The 17381-nt window shown below is 74.8% G+C and carries 20 protein-coding genes; 7 read left to right on the forward strand and 13 right to left on the reverse strand.

The genetic code is table 11. From position 1 onward, the window contains the following. Window positions 1-57: 57 nt before the first annotated feature. From AC2TEW_RS32005 to AC2TEW_RS32025, 5 genes are all read left to right on the forward strand, one after another. Complete coding sequence (locus AC2TEW_RS32005; RefSeq protein WP_484626784.1) at window positions 58-324, forward strand: acyl carrier protein; 267 nt, start codon at window positions 58-60, stop codon at window positions 322-324. Further along, window positions 321-1736, forward strand: coding sequence for a condensation domain-containing protein (locus AC2TEW_RS32010; protein WP_484626785.1), 1416 nt, complete (start codon window positions 321-323; stop codon window positions 1734-1736). Before AC2TEW_RS32005 ends, AC2TEW_RS32010 begins: the two co-directional genes overlap by 4 nt. 224 nt (window positions 1737-1960) lie before the next feature. Continuing rightward, window positions 1961-3061: a 2,3-diaminopropionate biosynthesis protein SbnA gene (sbnA, locus tag AC2TEW_RS32015; RefSeq protein ID WP_484626786.1), complete on the forward strand. Its 1101-nt coding sequence runs from the start codon at window positions 1961-1963 to the stop codon at window positions 3059-3061. A gap of 98 nt (window positions 3062-3159) precedes the next feature. After that, on the forward strand, window positions 3160-4194 hold the full coding sequence (gene sbnB, locus AC2TEW_RS32020; RefSeq protein ID WP_484626787.1) for a 2,3-diaminopropionate biosynthesis protein SbnB: 1035 nt from the start codon (window positions 3160-3162) through the stop codon (window positions 4192-4194). A 30-nt stretch (window positions 4195-4224) separates the two neighbouring features. Next, window positions 4225-4692 (forward strand): DUF5990 family protein, encoded by a 468-nt coding sequence (locus AC2TEW_RS32025; RefSeq protein WP_484626788.1) that lies wholly within the window; start codon window positions 4225-4227, stop codon window positions 4690-4692. 291 nt (window positions 4693-4983) lie between these two features. Here the strand turns inward: AC2TEW_RS32025 and AC2TEW_RS32030 are convergent, their stop codons facing one another. The 4 genes from AC2TEW_RS32030 to AC2TEW_RS32045 form a co-directional block, all read right to left on the reverse strand. After that, window positions 4984-5601 (reverse strand): hypothetical protein, encoded by a 618-nt coding sequence (locus AC2TEW_RS32030; protein WP_484626789.1) that lies wholly within the window; start codon window positions 5599-5601, stop codon window positions 4984-4986. A gap of 219 nt (window positions 5602-5820) precedes the next feature. Continuing rightward, window positions 5821-6450 (reverse strand): alpha-ketoglutarate-dependent dioxygenase AlkB, encoded by a 630-nt coding sequence (locus AC2TEW_RS32035; protein WP_484626790.1) that lies wholly within the window; start codon window positions 6448-6450, stop codon window positions 5821-5823. Between the two features lie 119 nt (window positions 6451-6569). Next, window positions 6570-6854 carry a helix-turn-helix domain-containing protein gene (locus tag AC2TEW_RS32040; protein WP_484626791.1) on the reverse strand — a complete coding sequence of 95 codons (285 nt, stop codon included), beginning with the start codon at window positions 6852-6854 and terminating at the stop codon, window positions 6570-6572. After that, a complete protein-coding gene (locus AC2TEW_RS32045; protein WP_484626792.1) occupies window positions 6854-7339 on the reverse strand; it encodes a DUF2975 domain-containing protein in 486 nt (161 codons plus the stop codon). Before AC2TEW_RS32045 ends, AC2TEW_RS32040 begins: the two co-directional genes overlap by 1 nt. A 98-nt stretch (window positions 7340-7437) precedes the next feature. On the opposite strand from AC2TEW_RS32045, the gene AC2TEW_RS32050 reads away from it, so the two are divergent. Further along, the gene (locus AC2TEW_RS32050) at window positions 7438-7890 is read left to right on the forward strand and encodes a hypothetical protein (RefSeq protein ID WP_484626793.1); all 453 of its coding nucleotides are present in this window, start codon (window positions 7438-7440) and stop codon (window positions 7888-7890) included. A 52-nt stretch (window positions 7891-7942) separates the two neighbouring features. Here AC2TEW_RS32050 and AC2TEW_RS32055 read toward each other — a convergent pair whose 3' ends face one another. Both AC2TEW_RS32055 and AC2TEW_RS32060 read right to left on the reverse strand, forming a co-directional pair. Continuing rightward, complete coding sequence (locus AC2TEW_RS32055) at window positions 7943-8398, reverse strand: SUKH-4 family immunity protein (RefSeq protein WP_484626794.1); 456 nt, start codon at window positions 8396-8398, stop codon at window positions 7943-7945. 115 nt (window positions 8399-8513) lie between these two features. Continuing rightward, the gene (locus AC2TEW_RS32060; protein WP_484626795.1) at window positions 8514-9155 is read right to left on the reverse strand and encodes a sigma-70 family RNA polymerase sigma factor; all 642 of its coding nucleotides are present in this window, start codon (window positions 9153-9155) and stop codon (window positions 8514-8516) included. A 65-nt stretch (window positions 9156-9220) separates the two neighbouring features. Here AC2TEW_RS32060 and AC2TEW_RS32065 point away from each other — a divergent pair, with 65 nt between their 5' ends. Continuing rightward, complete coding sequence (locus AC2TEW_RS32065) at window positions 9221-9499, forward strand: hypothetical protein (RefSeq protein ID WP_484626796.1); 279 nt, start codon at window positions 9221-9223, stop codon at window positions 9497-9499. 326 nt (window positions 9500-9825) lie between these two features. Here the strand turns inward: AC2TEW_RS32065 and AC2TEW_RS32070 are convergent, their stop codons facing one another. The 7 genes from AC2TEW_RS32070 to hypA all read right to left on the reverse strand — a co-directional run bounded on the left by AC2TEW_RS32070 (window position 9826) and on the right by hypA (window position 17257). Beyond that, the gene (locus AC2TEW_RS32070) at window positions 9826-10683 is read right to left on the reverse strand and encodes a hypothetical protein (RefSeq protein ID WP_484626797.1); all 858 of its coding nucleotides are present in this window, start codon (window positions 10681-10683) and stop codon (window positions 9826-9828) included. 440 nt (window positions 10684-11123) lie between these two features. Further along, the gene (hypE, locus tag AC2TEW_RS32075) at window positions 11124-12203 is read right to left on the reverse strand and encodes a hydrogenase expression/formation protein HypE (RefSeq protein WP_484626840.1); all 1080 of its coding nucleotides are present in this window, start codon (window positions 12201-12203) and stop codon (window positions 11124-11126) included. A gap of 1 nt (window position 12204) precedes the next feature. Beyond that, window positions 12205-13398, reverse strand: coding sequence for a hydrogenase formation protein HypD (hypD, locus tag AC2TEW_RS32080; protein ID WP_484626798.1), 1194 nt, complete (start codon window positions 13396-13398; stop codon window positions 12205-12207). After that, window positions 13395-13688 (reverse strand): HypC/HybG/HupF family hydrogenase formation chaperone, encoded by a 294-nt coding sequence (locus tag AC2TEW_RS32085; protein WP_484626799.1) that lies wholly within the window; start codon window positions 13686-13688, stop codon window positions 13395-13397. The genes hypD and AC2TEW_RS32085 overlap by 4 nt, the downstream gene beginning before the upstream one ends. A gap of 26 nt (window positions 13689-13714) precedes the next feature. Then, complete coding sequence (hypF, locus tag AC2TEW_RS32090) at window positions 13715-16063, reverse strand: carbamoyltransferase HypF (protein ID WP_484626800.1); 2349 nt, start codon at window positions 16061-16063, stop codon at window positions 13715-13717. Further along, the gene (gene hypB / locus AC2TEW_RS32095) at window positions 16060-16869 is read right to left on the reverse strand and encodes a hydrogenase nickel incorporation protein HypB (RefSeq protein ID WP_484626801.1); all 810 of its coding nucleotides are present in this window, start codon (window positions 16867-16869) and stop codon (window positions 16060-16062) included. Before hypB ends, hypF begins: the two co-directional genes overlap by 4 nt. Window positions 16870-16873: 4 nt before the next feature. Next, window positions 16874-17257, reverse strand: a complete 384-nt coding sequence (gene hypA / locus AC2TEW_RS32100) for a hydrogenase maturation nickel metallochaperone HypA (protein WP_484626802.1) — start codon at window positions 17255-17257, stop codon at window positions 16874-16876. Between the last annotated feature and the right edge of the window lie 124 nt (window positions 17258-17381).

Consider the following 17381-nt stretch of genomic DNA (forward strand, 5'->3'; position numbering starts at 1 on the left):
CCGTCACCGATCCGACCCGACCCGACCCGACCCACCAAGAACGGCAGGAACCCCGACATGCCCGAGACCACCATCGACACCTCCGCCGAGGCCATCGCCGAGTGGCTGACCGGCCGCGTCGCCTACTACCTCGACCGGCCCGTCACGGAGCTGCAGCCCGACCTGAAGCTGGTCGAGTACGGCCTCGACTCGGTCTACGGGATGAGCCTGATCACCGAGATCGAGGACCGCTTCGACCTGGAGCTGGAGTCCACCCTGGCCTGGGACTATCCGACCATCGCCGCCATCACCGGCTACCTGCACGGCCTCGTGGGGCAGCGTTGACCGCCGGCCCGGCCGGGCACGAGGTCTCGCTCGGCCAGGAGGCCCTGTGGTTCCTGCAGCGCCTGGCCCCCGCCAGCCCGGCCTACAACGTCGCGATGGCGGTGCGGATCCGGCAGGCCGTCGACGACGACGCGCTGCGCCGCGCCGCCGCCGCCGTCGCCGACCGGCACGAACTGCTGCGCTCGCGCTTCACCGAACGCGACGGACGCCCCCGCCGCAGCACCGTCGGCGCGCTGCCCGGCCTGCTGGAGATCCGCGAGGTGCCCGGCGCGAGCGACGAGGAGCTGGACACCGCCGCCCGGCAGGCGGTCGCCCGCCCCTTCGACCTCACCGAGGCGGGCCCGGTCCGGATCCTGCTGCTGCGCCGCGGCGCCGAGGACTCCGTGCTGCTGCTGGCCGCCCACCACGCGGTCACCGACGGCGCGTCCCAGGTCATCGTCCTGGAGGACCTGCTGACGGCCTACGCCGCCGAGGTCCGGGGCGCGGTACCGGGCTGGCCGCAGCCGCTGCGCCCGTACCAGGAGTACGTCACCGCGGAGCGGGAGCTGCTGGACTCGCCCCGCCGGGCCGAACTGGCCGACCACTGGCGGCAGGTGTGCGCCGGGGCGCCGTCCGCCCTGGAACTGCCCACCGACCGGCCGCGTCCGGCCCGCAAGCGGTTCGCCGGGGCGAGCCGGGACTTCCGGCTGCCCGAGGAGCTGGCCCGCGCCCTGCGGCCGGCCGCGGCGGCCGCCGGGGTGACCCCGTTCGTGCTGCTGTTCGGCGCGTTCCAGGCGCTGCTGTACCGGTGGAGCGCCCAGCCGGACTTCCTGGTCGGCTACGCCGTCAGCACCCGGCCGGAACGCACCATGCGCAACACGGCCGGGTACTTCGTCAACACCCTGCCCTGCCGGGCCGACTTCGGGGCGGCCGACCTGACGTTCCGCCAGCTGATGGCGCAGGTCTCCGGCCAGCTCCGGCAGGGCCTGGCCCACCGCGACCTGCCGCTGCCGCTGCTGCCGGCCGAACTCGGCCTGCCGCACGACCCCAGCCGCACCCCGGTGTTCCAGAGCATGTTCAGCCTGATCACCGCGACCCGGTTCCAGCCGCTGCTGGAGCTGCTCGCCCCCGAGGACCACGCCAAGTCCGAACTGGTCCACCACGGGCTGCGGTTGACCGGCTTCGACCTGCCGCAGCAGGAGGGCCAGTTCGACCTGAGCGCCGAGGTGCTGCAGACCGACGCGGCGGTCAAGGTGGCGTTCAAGTACGACACCGACCTGTTCGACCCGGCCACCGTGGACCGGATGGCCGGCCACTACCGGCTGCTGCTGGCCGCCGCGGTCGCCGACCCGGACCAGCCGGTCCGGCGGACCGAGCTGGTCACGGCGGACGAGCGGGAGACCCTGCTCTCGTTCGCCACGGCCGCCTGGTAGCCCCGGGCACCGCGACCCGGGCACCACGGCCGGGACCGGGGAGCCGGGCCGCGCGGGTCGACGACGACCCGCGCCCCGGCACCGCGTGCCCCACGCCTCTCGCGCACCCGCGGCACCACCGGCGGGCGAAGCCGCCCGGGGCGTCCTCCCACACCGTCACACACGACTGGAGAAACGGCGTTATGCCAGCACAGAACGGTCACCAGGACTGCACCGTGTCGACGATGCCACGGCCTGCCGCGTGTCCGCCGGCTGCGCCGGACGACCTCGACCCGGTGGCGGACGGCCTCCCGGCCCCGGTCGGGTCCGGCAGCACGGCCGGCGCGCTGCGCGCCCGGCTGGCCGTGCTGGCCGCCACCTTCGCCGAGACGCCGCTGGTGCGGATCGAGGACGACGCGGTGGACCTCCACGCCAAGCTGGAGTACTGCAACCCGAACGGCAGCTCCAAGGACCGCTCGGCGTTCTGGATCCTCAAGGGGGCCGTCGAACGCGGCGAGATCACCGCGGAGACCACCGTGGTGGAGTCGTCCTCCGGCAACTTCGCCATCTCGATGGCGGCCTTCTGCCGCACCCTCGGCATCCGCTTCGTGCCGGTGATCGACCCCAACTGCAACCAGCTCACCGAGGCCTACCTCGGCATCATGTGCGACCGGGTGGAGAAGGTCACCGAGCGCGACCCCAGCGGCGGCTACCTGACCACCCGCCTGGACCGGGTCAAGCAGCTGCAGACCGAGTACCGGCACGTCTACTGGCCCAACCAGTACGCCAACGAGGACGCCCTGCTCGCGCACTACCGGACGACCGGCGGCGAACTCTGCGCCGCCCTGCCGAAGCTGGACTACGTCTTCCTGGGCGTCAGCACCGGCGGCACCATCGCCGGCGTCTCCCGGCGGGTCAAGGAGGAGCACCCCACGGCGACCGTGGTCGCCGTCGACGCCGCCGGCTCGGCGATCTTCGGCCAGCCGCCGCAGGCCCGGCTGCTGCCCGGCCTCGGCTCCAGCCTGGTGCCGCCGCTGTGCGACCGGGCGCTGATCGACGACGTGGTCATCGTCCCCGAACCGGCCGCCGTCCAGGGCTGCCTGGAACTGGTCCGCCGGCACGGCCTGTACACCGGCGGCTCCACCGGCAGCGTGTACGCCGCCATCCGCCACTACTTCGGCCGCCGCCCGGCCGGCGGCGCCCGGCCGACCGTCGCCTTCCTGTGCGCCGACCGCGGCACCGCCTACGCGGAGACCGTGTACGACGCCGACTGGGTCGCCCGGTCCTTCGCCGACCGGCCCGTCCCCGACGGCTGGCCGGGCGCCGCCCTGCCGTCGGCGCTCTGAACCCCGGCCGCAGCCACACAGATCCACCCGCACCGTCCCGATCCACCCGTACCGCCCCGATCCACCCGCGCCACCCGACACGTTGAGGAGCACCACCCGTGACCGACACCCCGAGCACCCCGCTCACCCTGCCCCAGCTGCGCGTCCTGACCGGTGCGGACGTGCTGCGCCAGGTCGAGGGGAACCGCGCCACCTGCGTGGACGTGGTCCGCCGCGCGTACGTCACGCACGCGGCCGGCCGGAGCGTCAACCCGGAGAGCGCCTTCCTGCGCTTCCCGCACAAGCCGAACTCGCGGATCATCTCGCTGCCGGCCTACCTGGGCGGCGAGTTCGAGGTCGCGGGCATCAAGTGGATCGCCAGCTTCCCGGACAACCCGGCCCGCGGCATCCCGCGCGCCTCGGCCGTGCTGCTGCTCAACGACACCGAGAGCGGCTACCCGATCGCCGCGATGGAGTCCTCGGTGATCTCCGCCAGCCGTACCGCGGCCTCCGCCGTCCTGGGCGCCGAGGCCCTGGTGGGCGGGCGCCGGGTGGAGCGGATCGGCCTGGTCGGCGCGGGGCTGATCGGCGGCCACGTGTGGAAGTTCCTGCGCGACCTGAACTGGCAGTTCGGCGGCTTCCGGATCTTCGACCTGGACCGCGGGCACGCCGAGCGGTTCGCGCAGACCCTCAAGGCGGACGGCGTCGAGGACGTCGAGGTGGTCGAGGAGGCGGCCGGCGCCTTCACCGACTGCGACCTGGTGATCCTCACCACCGTCGCCGGGGAGCCGCACCTGACCGACCCCGCCCTGCTCGCCCACGCGCCCGTCGTCCTGCACCTGTCGCTGCGCGACCTGGCACCCGAACTGATCCTGGGCGCCCAGAACTTCACCGACGACATCGACCACGCGGTCCGCGAGCGGACCTCCCTGCACCTGGCCGAGCAGCTGGTCGGGCACCGGGACTTCGTCCACGGCACCATCGCCGACCTGCTGGCCGGCACGGTCAGCCGCGACCCGGGGCGGGCGGCCGTGTTCTCCCCGTTCGGCCTGGGCGTGCTGGACCTGGCGGTCGGCAAGTGGGTGCACGACGCGGTCCTCGCGGCCGACGGCGGGCAGCAGGTGCCGGACTTCTACGGCGAGGCCGTGCGCTGACCCACCGGCCGGTAGGGCAGACTGGCCGCCATGCAGATCCGCATCGAGGCCACCGCCCTGCCGGGCCGCCACTGCCCGGCCGGCCCCGGCTTCCCGGGCGCGAGCGACGTCCACGTGGGCGTCCAGCGCAAGGACCGCCCGGCCGAACTGCTCGGCCTGGTGCCCGCCGACGCGCCGTCCGCCGTCTGGACCCTGGACTGCACCGCCGTCCCGGGGCCGGACGGCATTGCGCTGCGCGGCCCGTACCTGCAGAACCGGCTCGGCGGCCGGTTCGTGTACCTGTCCTGGCTGGCCGCGGACGGCGCGGGCGGGCTGACGATGTTCCGCCGCGCCAAGCTGATGCTCGACGCCGTCACCCCCGAGACGCTGGCCGCCGCCGTCGCGGCCGGCCGCCTCACCGCCCGGCTGGGCCTCACCGACTCCGCCGGGCTGCCGCTGTGCGCGGCGGTCCGGCCGCCCCTGATCAGCTGGACCGCCGACCCGCCGGCCCCGGCCTGAACAGGCCCTCCGGCTGCCCGCCGCGGCCCTCCAGCCAGGCGGGCGCGGGCATCGCGTCACGCACAACGGCCCACTGCGCGTCGCTCAGGTCGGACGGGTACTCGGCTCCCTGTGCGGCCGGTCACCGGGCTTCCCGAACCGGTGGGCGAGGCAGTCACACGCGGCAGGTCAAGACCACCCGACCGAGCTGCCGCAGTCGAACTCACCCCTCCGCGACCGGTAGGACAAGGCTGCCCGAGCTGCCGACCTACCGAACCGAAGCCGCCTGTGGCCGCCGCGTCGACCGTGCTCTCAGGCTCCCTTCCGAATGCTCTTCGACCAGTCACCGTTGAAGCGATAAGCACGGCCATCAGCGACCTCCTTCGCCACACCGGGAACGACGTCCTCGTGGTACGGGTACTGCTCCGTCACCGCAGCCAGCAGGAACTCCAGGAAACCGCCCTCGAACACGTCCCACTCCCACATCGAGTGGAACCTGGCGGCGACCGGCCACCGGTCCGGGTCCGGGCCCCGCATCAGCCAGAAAAAGTGGTCAGAGTTGTAGTTGTTGCCCCACTTCAGCAGCCCGCCCTCGGCCGGGAACAGCGGATACGGGCACTCCCTGTAGTCCCCGTCCCGGTAGCGCTCGGCCAGCCAGGCACAGTATCCGTAGGGCTCCGTCGTGTCGTGCAGGAACCCCTCGAAGCCGGACGGCACCGCGGGGTGGCGACCGGGGGCTTCCGTCGGTGTGTAGATGTGCAGTTCTCCCATGATGCTGACCGATCCGTACCGGTCGGCGAACGCCCGGTAGTCCGCGGGCAGTTGGAAGCCGACTGCCGCAGGTGCCAGCTCCCACGGGACCGGGATCACGCCGTCCGCGGGCGGCCCGATCACCGCGCCGAGCCGATTCAGCGTCTCCTCGATGTCCACGTCCGCTCCCGTCGGTCGTCCGTTCCCTCCGGAGGCTAACCGTCCGGGGTGACACCGCAGGCGGCAGGGCCCAGCCGGCACGGTGTCCTGGTGCCCGGACGGCACAGAAGGCTTCACCTCGATGCTGACTCGACCGAGACGGCCGACTCGAACTCACGATCACCAAGCCCGATTGGGCAAAAGCTTCTGGGACCCCGACCTGCTCAGGCCCACACCTGCTCAGGCCACCCCGCGCGGCCGGAACTGGATGCTGATCCGCGGCCCCACCGGGCGCGCCGTCTTCGGCACCGCGTGCTCCCAGGTGCGCTGGCACGAGCCGCCCATCACCAGCAGATCACCGTGGCCGAGCACCTGGCGCACCGTGCCTCCGCCGCCGAACCGCGGGCGCAGCAGCAGCGGCCGGGGTTCGCCCACCGACACGATCGCCACCATGGTGTTCTCGTGCTCGCCCCGCCCGATCCGGTCGCCGTGCCAGGCGACGCTGTCCCGACCGTCCCGGTAGTAGCACAGCCCGGCACTGACGAACGGCTCCCGCAGCTCCCGCGCGTAGTGCGCGTCGAGCGCCGCCCTGGCCCGGCCCAGCACCGGGTGCGGCAGTGGCTCGCCCTCCCGGTAGTGCGCCAGCAGCCGCGGCACCGCCACCACCCGCTCGTACATCTGCCGCCGCTCCGCATGCCAGGGCACCTCCGCGGCCAGCACCTCGAACAGCGTGTCCGCCCCGGTCAGCCACCCCGGCAGCAGATCGATCCAGGCGCCGTCGCCGAGCACCGTGCGCCGCACGCCGTCCAGCCGCCGCAGCCCGATCTCCTCGGCCGCGTCGAACAGCGAAGCCTGCACGTGGACGCCCATGGCAGCCAGCATACGCTTCCTATCGAACACGTGACCGAATAGCTGCGGCGGGGCCCGGCCGCAGCGGCCGGACCCTCGCGCGCGTCAGGCGTCAGGCGTCAGGCGTCAGGCGTCGGGCGTCAGCCGCCTGTGGCGTCCGCGGCGAGCCCGGTGGTCTCGGTGATCCCGGTGAGCTCGGTGATCCCGGCATCCTCGGCGTCCTCGGGCTCCCAGCGCAGCAGGTCGCCCGGCTGGCACTCGAGCACCTCGCACAGTGCGGCGAGGGTCCCGAAGCGGACCGCCTTGGCGCGGCCGTTCTTGAGCACCGCCAGATTGGCGGGGGTGATCCCCACCCGGTCCGCGAGCTCGCCCACGGACATCTTCCGCCGGGCCAGCATCACGTCGATGTCCACGGCGATCGGCATCAGATCACCTCGTCCAGCTCGGCCTGCAACTGCGTCGCCTCGACGTCGCGTGCGACGGCCTGGGTGAGCAGCATCCGCAGCACCAGCACGACGAGCGCGACCCCCAGGATGGCCACGCCGATCCCGGCCATGATCACGGTGACGCCCGGGTCCTCCCGCTGGCCGGGCGCGTTGATGGCGGTGACCGCGAACCACACGAGGGCGGCCGCCACGATCGAGCCGATCACGCCGTTCACATAGCGGAAGGCGGTGGGGGAGAACACCGTCCCGCGGCGCACCATCGCCACCAGCCGCCAGATGCACACCACGGCGACCTGGACCGATGCCATCCCCAGGATGGTGACCAGCCGCAGCGGGGTCAGCGGGAGCGACCCGTCCTCCGGATCGGTGGCCAGCGCCCACACCAGACCCGCCTGTACGAACACGGTGCCGGCCAGCACCACCGCGAGCACGGCGCGCAGCGCGCGCACGGTCAGTTTTCCCATGGCCCATCCCTCCATCGAGTTACGATGGGAATCTATCGACTTTCGATAGGTTATGTAAAGGCGCCGGACCGGCGGGAGGGGCCGCGTACGCTCACCCCGTGCCCCGTCATCCGAAGCAGCCCCGCCGATTGGTCGCGGACGGCCGTACGTACCTGTGGACGCTCCGCCACCGCCACCGGGTGCTCGACAGCGGCCGGTCCGCCGACTGCCGCGAGACCCTCACGCTGTACCCGCAGCCGCCCGGCAGCGGCGGCCCGCTGCGCATCGTCTTCGCGTCCGGCCCCGACCGGTACGTCCCGGGCGGCGCCCCCTTCGGATCGGGTGACGTCGGATTCACCCGCGGCGCCGGCCTGAACCTGCACGAACCGGGCGCCGTCCGGGCCCTCCTCGACGCGGCGTCCGCCGCCGGATGGCACCCGGACGGGCCGCGCGCGGCGGAACTGGACGGCTGGACCCTGCTGGAGCCGGCGTCCGCCGCCCGGCCCGCACAAGCCGACGGCCCCACGCAATCCGCCGACCCCGCGCAGCCCGCCGACCCCGCGGGCCCGTAACAGGCGTCGGGCCCATGGCACCGACAACCGACGCGCCGAGTCGCCCGTACGGTCAGACACCCATGCCGTAACCCAGCTCCTCGGCGGCGATGGCCCAGTACGCGTTCTCGTACGCAACCGCTGCCGGATCGAGCGCTGCGAAGCGCTCCAGCAGGGCGCCCGTGAGGGCGTCGGCGGCCTGTTCGGCCAGGTCCACAGCTTGGTCATCGTCACCGCCGGGGCCCTCGTGGGCATCGGCCAGGGCGGCAGCCTCCTCGTAGGCACGGGTGAAGGCAACGAAGGCTTCCGGGCTCGAGTTCAACAAGCGGGGCGCGCGCTCCTCCGGCAGCACCCAGAGCGAGCCGTCGCCACGACGTGCACCGATGGCGCTCACTCCCGGGTCGACGGCGATCATCGCGTACCGCACGCCGTCGACCGTTTTCTCCGCGAAGGGCGCACGCTGCCAGTCGCCGGGGTACGGGGCGGAGGTGCAGCCGGCCAGGAGCCCGGAGAGAGCGGCGTCGTCCATGCCCGGAACCTAGCCGCAGCCTCCGACAGTCGGGCAGGCCCGCCTCCCCGCGCCGCGTCCGGCGGCCCGCCGGGAACACCGTCCCGGGCGGGCCGCCCTCGCGCAGGCGCCGCCCTCAGCCCGGAACCCCCGCCGGGAGGCCGTGCGTCGGCCGGGGGTCGCGGTCCGCGGTCTCCGCCGCCCTGACCAGCAGCACCAACTCGTCGCGGGCCCGCGCCAGCCGGGAGCGGACGGTCCCGACCGGGCAGCCGCAGACGGCGGCCGCCTCCTGGTAGCTGTAGCCCAGCACCTGGGTCAGCACGAACACCTCGCGCCGGTCCACCGACACCCGGGCCAGCAGGTCGGCGAGGGCGACGCCCTCCTCGAAACCGCCGGGCGGCGCGGGGCGGCGGTCGACCGCGTCCTCCCAGTCCGCCAGCCCGGCGCTGCGCGGCCGGACGGCCGAACGGCGGTAGCGGTCCACCACGGTGCGGCGGGCGATCGAGAGCAGCCAGGTGCGAGCGGAGGCCCGGCCGGTGAACGTCGGCAGGCTGCGCAGGGCCCGCAGGAAGGTCTCCTGGGCCAGGTCGTCCGCCGCGTCGGGGTCGGCGAGGTGGGCCACGAACCGCCAGACGTCCCGCTGGGTGGCCCGGACGAAGTCCTCGACGGCATGGCGGTCGCCGCTACCGCCCGCCAGCGCGAGTTCGGTCAGCCGGTCGTCCGTCAGCCGCTCCGCGGTCGGCCGGTCCTCGTTCGGGGGTGCCGCAGCGGCGTTCACGGGCGGCCTCCCGCGTGGCGGGGGCGGCCTGATCGACGGCCCGGGCCGTACGGGACGATGGCCGCATGAGATGCCCGGACCACCGTGCCACCGCAGCCGCAGCCGCAGCCGCAGCCGACGCCGACCCGGCAGCCGGGGCGCCCGGCGCCGACTCCGCCAGCGCCGCCAGCGCCGCCGGTTCCGCCGGGTGCGCCGAGTGCGAGGAGTGGCAGCGCGCCGCGGCCCGCCTGCGGGAGCTGGCCGGGCAGGCGCCGGAGCCGTCCGAGAGCTGGACGAACGGGCTGATGGCCCGCCTGGACGAGGCGCTGGCCGAGGCCCCGCGGGAGACCCCGGCCGAGGGGTGACCTGGCGCGGGGAGGTCTCGGTCGTGACGTCGGCTCGGTGAGTATCGGTGTGGTGAGGGGCAGTCGGGCAGCCGGAAGGCTGACTGTCATGGCGGTGTCCTGGAAGCAGGGGAGAGGTCGGACCCGCACCGGGCGGCGTCCGGCACCGCTCGGCCGCTACTGCTTCGGCCTCGGCGTCGGTACGGCGGGCGCGGTGCGGCAGGCCCCGGACGCGTACGCGCGCAGGGGCGACCGGCCCACCACCCGGACCGCCGGCCGGAGTTCCGGTCGACGCGGTCGGACCGCGGCCGCCGGGCGGGCGGTCCTCGGCGCGGATGGTGGGAGCGTCACAGCAGGACGTACGGTGGCGGGCCGCGCCGCACCACCACGTGCAGCAGGACCGGTTCGGCGGTCGGTCTCTCCCGCCGCCGCGGCCGGCAGCGCGTCCCGGCCGGCCGGACGCTCGGCGGGAGCAGCAGCAGGACCGGCACCACCGCGCCCGCCAGGGCCAGCAGCAGCCGGCCGATCCCGGCCACGGCGGCGTCGCCGTGGCAGAACAGCACGGCGCAGGCGAGCGCGGCCAGCAGGTGCGCGGCGACCATGCCGAGGGAGGCGACGCCGGCCAGGGTCAGGCCGTCACCGGGCGTCCAGCCCGAGTGCGACATACCGGCCATGCCTGCCATACCCGCCGCGCCTCCCGGGCCGGCCATACCGCTCATGCCGCTCATGCCGCTCATCCCGGCCATGCCGCCGGTCCCGGCCAGGTCTGCCGCCCCGGACGCGGTCGCCGCCAGCCCGTGCGCGCCGTGGGCCATCGTCAGGACCGCGTCCTGCCCGCCCCGGAGCGCGGGCAGGACGCCCGGATCCAGACCGGCCGCGCGGGCCAGTTCCTCGGGGTCGATCCGGCCACTGACCGGACCGGCCTCGCAGAGCAGCAGGGCGACCCAGTCCGGCTTGCCGACCGGCACCGCCGGCGTCCGCTGGACCGTGTCGAACAGCTGGTGCAACCCGCCCTGGAGCGCCACCATCCACCCGGTGACCGCGCCCGGGCCGCGGCGCTGACCGGCCAGCAGCCAGGAGCAGCCCAGGACGCCCGCGAACGCCGACACGAGCCAGGACGAAGGCAGCTCAGCCGTCGTCATACTGGCGTGCGCGCAGGCGGCCAACGCCACGCACAGGGCGGCGAAGACCCCTGAGCGGATCACGCGGGGCAGTCGGGCAGTCACAGTGTCCGCCATCGTGCCACCCCCGCCGGTCGGCGTCGAAACCCCCGGGGGTACCCGCGCCACCGAAGGCTCGCTTTCACGCCACCCCGCGCCGCCTCCCGCACAGCCGTCCGGCCGCCGCCCGCGCCGCCGTCCGGCCGCCGCCCCGCCCGGCACGGCGCGGAGCACCGGATCCCGCACCCGTCACCACCTCTGACGGTCCGTGGGCACCCGGCCCACCACCGTCGGGTGCGCCGAACGCGGTGACGCTCTCCGGCCCGCCGCCCCGGCCGACCCCACGCAGAGCCACCCGCCCACCCGGCCGTCGCGCCCCGGTTCCGGCCTCACCCCCCCCGGGGGGGCAGGTGACGGCGCAACACCGTCACCCACCCCCGCCGGGGCACCGTGAATGACCCCGGGCCCGGCCCGGCCCAACCGGTTCAGCAGATCCGCGGCAGCTGCTCGCCGATCGGCAGGTCCACCACCCGGGTGCCGCCGAGGCCGGTCCTGGCCACCACCATGCCGTGGTGCTCGTCGACGCATTCGCCGATCACCGCCGCCGCGCCGCCCTGCGGGTGGGCGCGCATCGCCGCCAGCACCGCGTCCGCGCTCTCCCGCGGCACGAAGGCGACCAGCTTGCCCTCGTTGGCGACGTAGAACGGGTCCAGGCCGAGGATCGCGCAGGCGTTGGCCACCAGCGGCGGCACCGGCACGGCGCGCTCCCGGATCACCACGCCGACCCCGGCCGCGGCGGCGATCTCGTTGAGCGAGGCGGCGAGCCCGCCGCGGGTCGGGTCGCGCAGCACGTGCAGGTCGGGTTCGACCGCCAGCATGGCCTGGACCAGCCCGGCCAGCGGTGCGCTGTCGCTGCGCACGTCCGCGCCGAACTCCAGCCCCTCGCGCACGCTCATCACCGCGACGCCGTGCACCCCGATCTCGCCGCTGACGATCACCACGTCGCCGGGCCGGGCCCGCTGCGGCCGGAGGTCGACCCCGTCCGGGATCAGGCCGATCCCGGCCGTGTTGAGGTAGATGCCGTCGCCGTGGCCGGACTCGACCACCTTGGTGTCGCCGGTGGCGATCTCCACCCCGGCGGCCCGCGCGGCGGCCCCGACCGCCCGGGCGACCCGGGCCACCACCGCGGTCTCCACCCCCTCCTCCAGGATGAACCCGCAGGACAGGTAGGCCGGCCGGGCGCCCGCCATGGCCAGGTCGTTGACGGTGCCGTTGACCGCGAGGTCGCCGATGCTGCCGCCGGGGAAGAACAGCGGCCGCACCACGTACGAGTCGGTGGAGAACGCCAGCCGTGCCCCGCCGAGCGTCACCGTGGCCGCGTCACCGCCCTGCTCCAGCACCGGACCGCCGTACGCGGGGGCGAACACGTGCTGGACGAGTTCCGCGGACAGCACCCCGCCGCCGCCGTGCCCGAGGACGATCCGCGGCTGGTCGCGCAGCGGCAGCGGACAGCTCCAGCCGTCGAAGTCCGGGGCGGTCGCGGCCGTGCTCTCCACATCGGTCAGCTCAGCCAACGGAGCTCACCTCCCGGCTGCCGGCCGCAGCGATGCCGGCCGGGGCACCACCGACTGCGGCTCCGGTGCCAGCCGGGGCGCCACCGACTGTGGCACCGGTGCCCAGGCGCCGGTAGAGGTAGTACGCGGCGCAGGCGCCCTCACTGGAGACCATGGTCGCCCCGAGCGGGGTGCGCGGGGTGCAGACGGTCCCGAAGGCGCCGCACTCGTGCGGTTTCAGCAGCCCCTGCAGCACCTCCCCGCTGCGGCACTCCGCCGGTTCGACGGTGTTGATCCCGCCCACCGAGAACCGCCGTTCCGCGTCGAACTCGCGGTACTTCTCCGCGAGTTGCCAGCCGCTGCCGGGGATGGTGCCGATGCCGCGCCAGGCCCGGTCGGTGACCTCGAAGACGTCCTCGATCATCGCTCGGGCGGCCGGGTTGCCCTCCTCCCGCACCGCCCGCCGGTACGCGTTCTCCACCTTCGCCTCGCCGCGCTCCAACTGCCGTACGGCCAGCCGGACCCCCTCCAGGATGTCCAGCGGCTCGAAGCCGGTCACCACGATCGGCACCCGGTAGCGTTCGGCCAGCTCCGGGTACTCCGCGGTACCCATCACCGAACAGACGTGCCCGGCGGCCAGGAAGCCCTGGACCCGGCAGGTCGGCGACTGCATCAGCGCCGTGATCGCCGGGGGCACCCGCACGTGCGAGACCAGCAGGCTGAAGTTGCGGATGCCGAGCCGGCTCGCCTGGTGGACCGTCATGGCGTTGGGCGGCGCGGTGGTCTCGAAGCCGATCCCGAAGAACACCACCTGCCGCTGCGGGTTGTCCTGGGCGATCCGCAGTGCGTCCAGCGGCGAGTACACCACCCGGACGTCCCCGCCGGCGCTCTTGACCTGGAACAGGTCCCGGTCACTGCCCGGCACCCGCAGCATGTCCCCGAACGAGCAGAAGATCACCCCGGGCCGGGCGGCGATCTCCAGCGCCTTGTCGATCACCTCCAGCGGGGTGACGCACACCGGGCAGCCCGGGCCGTGGATCAACTCGATCTCGTCCGGCAGCAGTTGGTCGAGCCCGTGCCGGATGATGCTGTGCGTCTGCCCGCCGCAGACCTCCATCAGCGCCCACGGCCGGGTGACCGTGGCCCGGATGTCCGCCAGCAGCCGCTGCGCCAGCGCCGGATCCTGGAACTCCTCGAGGTACTTCACCGCTGCTCCTCCCCGCCGGCCGCCGCCTCGGCCGCCGACGCCCATGGGTCTCCGAACTCCTCCTGCAGCGCGCCGATCTCGGCGAACAGCTCCAGGGTCCGCAGCGCCGACTCCTCGTCGAGCTTCTGCAGGGCGAAACCGACGTGCACGATGGCGTACTCGCCGACCTCCAGGTCGGGCAGGTACTCCAGGCAGACGTCCTTGACCACGCCGCCGAAGTCCACCACCGCCATCCGGGTACCGTCGCGCTCCTCGATCTCCAACACCTTGCCGGGCACCGCCAGGCACATGGCTCTCTCCTCGCCTCGTCGTCCGGTCACCGCGCGCGGGCCGCCGCCACCATCAGCTGGCCCAGTGCCAGCCCGCCGTCGTTGGGCGGGACCAGCCGGTGGCGCAGCACGCCGAACCCGGCCGCCCGCAGCGCTGCACAACTCGCCTCGGACAGCACGGTGTTGGCGAACACCCCGCCGGTCAGTGCCACCGTGGTCAGGCCGTGCCGCTCGCGCGCCGCCGTGCACAGCCGCAGCACCAGGCCGGCCACCGCCGCATGGAAGCGGGCCGCCACCAGCCCGGTGTCCTCGCCGCGCAGCACGTCCGCGACGGCCGCCGCAATCACCGGCGCCGCCTCGCCCACCAGTTCGCCGTCGACCCCGCCGCCGCCCGGCCGGATGCCGAACCGGTAGCCGCCGTCGTGGCCGTCGTGGCCGCCGCAGCCGTCGTGGCCGAGCGCCGCCGCCTCCAGCTCCAGCGCGGCCTGGGCCTCGTACCCGGCCAGCTGGCAGATCCCGGTGATCGACGCCACCGCGTCGAACAGCCGGCCCATCCCGGAGCTCGGCACGCAGTTCAGCCCGCGCTCCAACTGCACCTTCAGTGCCGCCAGTTCGGTGGGCGGACAGGCCGCGACGCAGGGCAGCGCCGGATCCCACGGCAGCCCGGCCGCCCACAGCCGGGCGAGTGCGGTGCGGTACGGGCGGCGCACCGCCGCGTCGCCGCCGGGCAGCGGGGCGTAGCAGAGCCGCCCGAAGCGCCGGAAGTCCCGGTACCCGGCCAGCAGCACCTCGCCGCCCCAGACAGCGCCGTCCTCGCCGTAGCCGGTGCCGTCGAACGCGACGCCGATCACCCGGTCCGCCGGGCCGAGTCCGTGCTCGGCCATCGCGGCGGCGACGTGGGCGTGGTGGTGCTGCACCTCGGCGACCGGCCGCCCGGCGGCGTTGCGCCGGGCCCAGCCGCCGGAGCGGTAGCCGGGGTGCCGGTCGGTGGCGAGCAGCCCGGGGCGCACCCCGGTGACGGCCTCCAGGTGCCGTTCGGCGCGGTCGAAGGCGCGCAGCGTGGAGAGGTCGTTCATGTCGCCGATGTGCGCGGACGGCCAGGCCCGGTCGCCCTCGCCGAGGCAGCAGGTGTTCTTGAGGTCCCCGCCGACCGCGAGCGTCGCGGGGACGGTCACCGGCAGCGGGACGGGCCGCGGCACGTACCCGCGGGAGCGGCGCAGCAGCAGCGGTCCGCCGTCGCCGATCCGGGCCACCGAGTCGTCGCAGGGCACCTCGATCGGCCGGTCGTGGGTCAGCCAGGCGTCGGTGAGCGGCGCCAGCCGTTCGAGGGCGTCCGCGTCGTCGGTGGCGATCGACTCGCCGGACCGGTTGCCGCTGGTGAGGACCAGGACGGTGGGTCCGGGCGGGTCGCCGGGCAGGCCGAACAGCAGGTGGTGCAGCGGGGTGTAGGGGAGCATCACGCCGAGGTCGGGGCTGCGCGGCGCGACCTGGTCGGCGAGCGCGGCGGCTTCGGCCCGGCGCCGGAGCAGCACGATGGGCCGCTCGCGGCCGGTCAGCAGGGCGAGTTCGGCCGGGCCGGTGTGGACCAGCGCCGCGAGGTCGGCCGTGGAGCGGGCCATCAGGGCGAACGGCTTGTCGCCGCGGGCCTTGCGGCGGCGCAGCGTCGCGACGGCGGCCGGGTCGGCGGCGTCGCAGGCCAGGTGGTAGCCGCCGATGCCCTTGACCGCGACGATCGCGCCCTGCGCGAGCAGCGCGCGGGCCGCGTCGACGGCGTCGCCGCCGGCGGCCTCGCGGGCGCCGCGCAGGCGGAGCACCGGCCCGCAGTCGTGGCAGGCCACGGTCTGGGCGTGGAAGCGGCGGTCGGCCGGGTCGGTGTACTCGGCCCGGCAGGCGGCGCACATCGGGAACCGGCCCATGGTGGTCTGGTCCCGGTCGTACGGCAGCCCGGTGACGATGGTGAACCGCGGGCCGCAGTGCGTGCAGCTGATGAACGGGTGCCGGTGGCGCCGGTCGCCGGGGTCGGTGAGTTCGGCCAGGCATGCGTCGCAGGTGGCGACGTCCGGCGGGACCAGGGTGCGCTGCGGGCCGTCGGCGACCGAGGCGAGGATCCGGAAGCCGGGGTGCCCGGTGGCCGGGGCGGGCCGGTGGGCGACCGACTCGACCTCGGCGAGCGGCGGCGCGTCGGTGGCGATCCGGGCGCAGAACTCGGCGACCGCCCCGGCGCTGCCCTCGACCTCGGCGAGGACGCCCTCGCCGGTGTTGGTGACGTGCCCGGCCAGTCCGAGCCCGACCGCGAGGCCGTGGACGAACGGCCGGAAGCCGACGCCCTGGACGGTGCCGCGGACCGTGACCTGCCGGCGTTCCACCGCCGGTGCGGCGGCCGGGCCGCCGGTCACCGGAGCGGCGCGGAGTGCTGGTGCTCGTGGCCCGCGCCGTGGTGCGCCGGGCCGTCGTGGTGGTGGTGCCCGGCACCGGCGTCACCGTGGCCGTCACCGTCGCCGTGCCGGTGCGGGGCCGGGCGGGCCATCACCGGCCGGTGCACGGGGCCGCCCTCGAGGGCGGCGACCGCCCGGTCCAGCAGGGTGCCGACGCCGAGTCCGTCGCGGGCGGAGGTCAGCACCACCTCGACCCCGGGGTTGACCCGCACGACGTTGGCCCGGAAGGCGGCCTCGTCGAAGGCGGCGGCCGCCGCGAGGTCGGACTTGGTCACCACGACCAGGTTGGCCAGCCCGTACGCGGTCGGGTACTTGAGCGGTTTGTCCTCGCCCTCGGTGACGGAGGCCAGCACCACCCGCAGCGTCTCGCCGAGGTCGTAGCCGGCCGGGCAGACCAGGTTCCCGACGTTCTCCACGAACAGCAGCCGGGTGCCGTCCGGCAGCCAGCCGTCCAGCTGGGCGCGCATCATGTGCGCCTCCAGGTGGCACAGGCCGTCGGTGAGCACCTGCTTGACCGGGACGCCCGAGCGGGCCAGCCGGGCGGCGTCGTGCTCGGTCGCGAGGTCCGCGGTCAGCGCGGCGACCGCCAGCCCCCGCTCGCGGGCCAGGCTCAGTTCGCGTTCCAGCAGTTCGGTCTTGCCGCTGCCGGGGCTGGAGAGCAGGTTGACGACCACCGTCCCGCGGGCCGTCAGCTCCTCGCGCAGCGCCAGCGCGCACTCGTCGTTGCGGGCGAGCACCGACTGCTTCAACTCCACCACACGGCACACGGGCTCACAGCTCCTCGGCTCGGGGAACGCGGACATCGCCGCCGGACCAGTGCACGGCGGTGATCTGGAGTTCGCGGCCGGACACCAGCTCGGTGCCGGTACCGCTGCCGCAGGTCGGGCAGACCAGGTCGGGCGGCATGCCGGGGGCCCAGCCGGTACCGCACGGGCCGCACTCGGCGAGCGCGGGGACCGGCTCGATCCGCAGTTCGGCGCCGGCCAGGACGGTGCCCTCGCAGACCAGGTCGAAGCCGAACCGCAGCGCGTCGGGCACCACCCCGGCCAACTCGCCGACCTGCAGCGTGACCTGGTGCGCGGTCGAGCCGGCCCGGGCCTCGGTGCTGGCCTCGACCTGGTCGACGATCGCCTGCGCGATCGACATCTCGTGCATCGGCTCTCTCCGCCCGTCGGGCCCGTGTCCGCCGCCTGGTGCCGCGGGCGGGAGCCCGGCGACGTGGACCATTACAGGCCCGGGGTACAAGGGGGGACCCCCATCACGCAAAGCACCGAGCCAG

The sequence above is a fragment of the Kitasatospora sp. NEAU-CNBT7 genome, assembly GCF_057220535.1.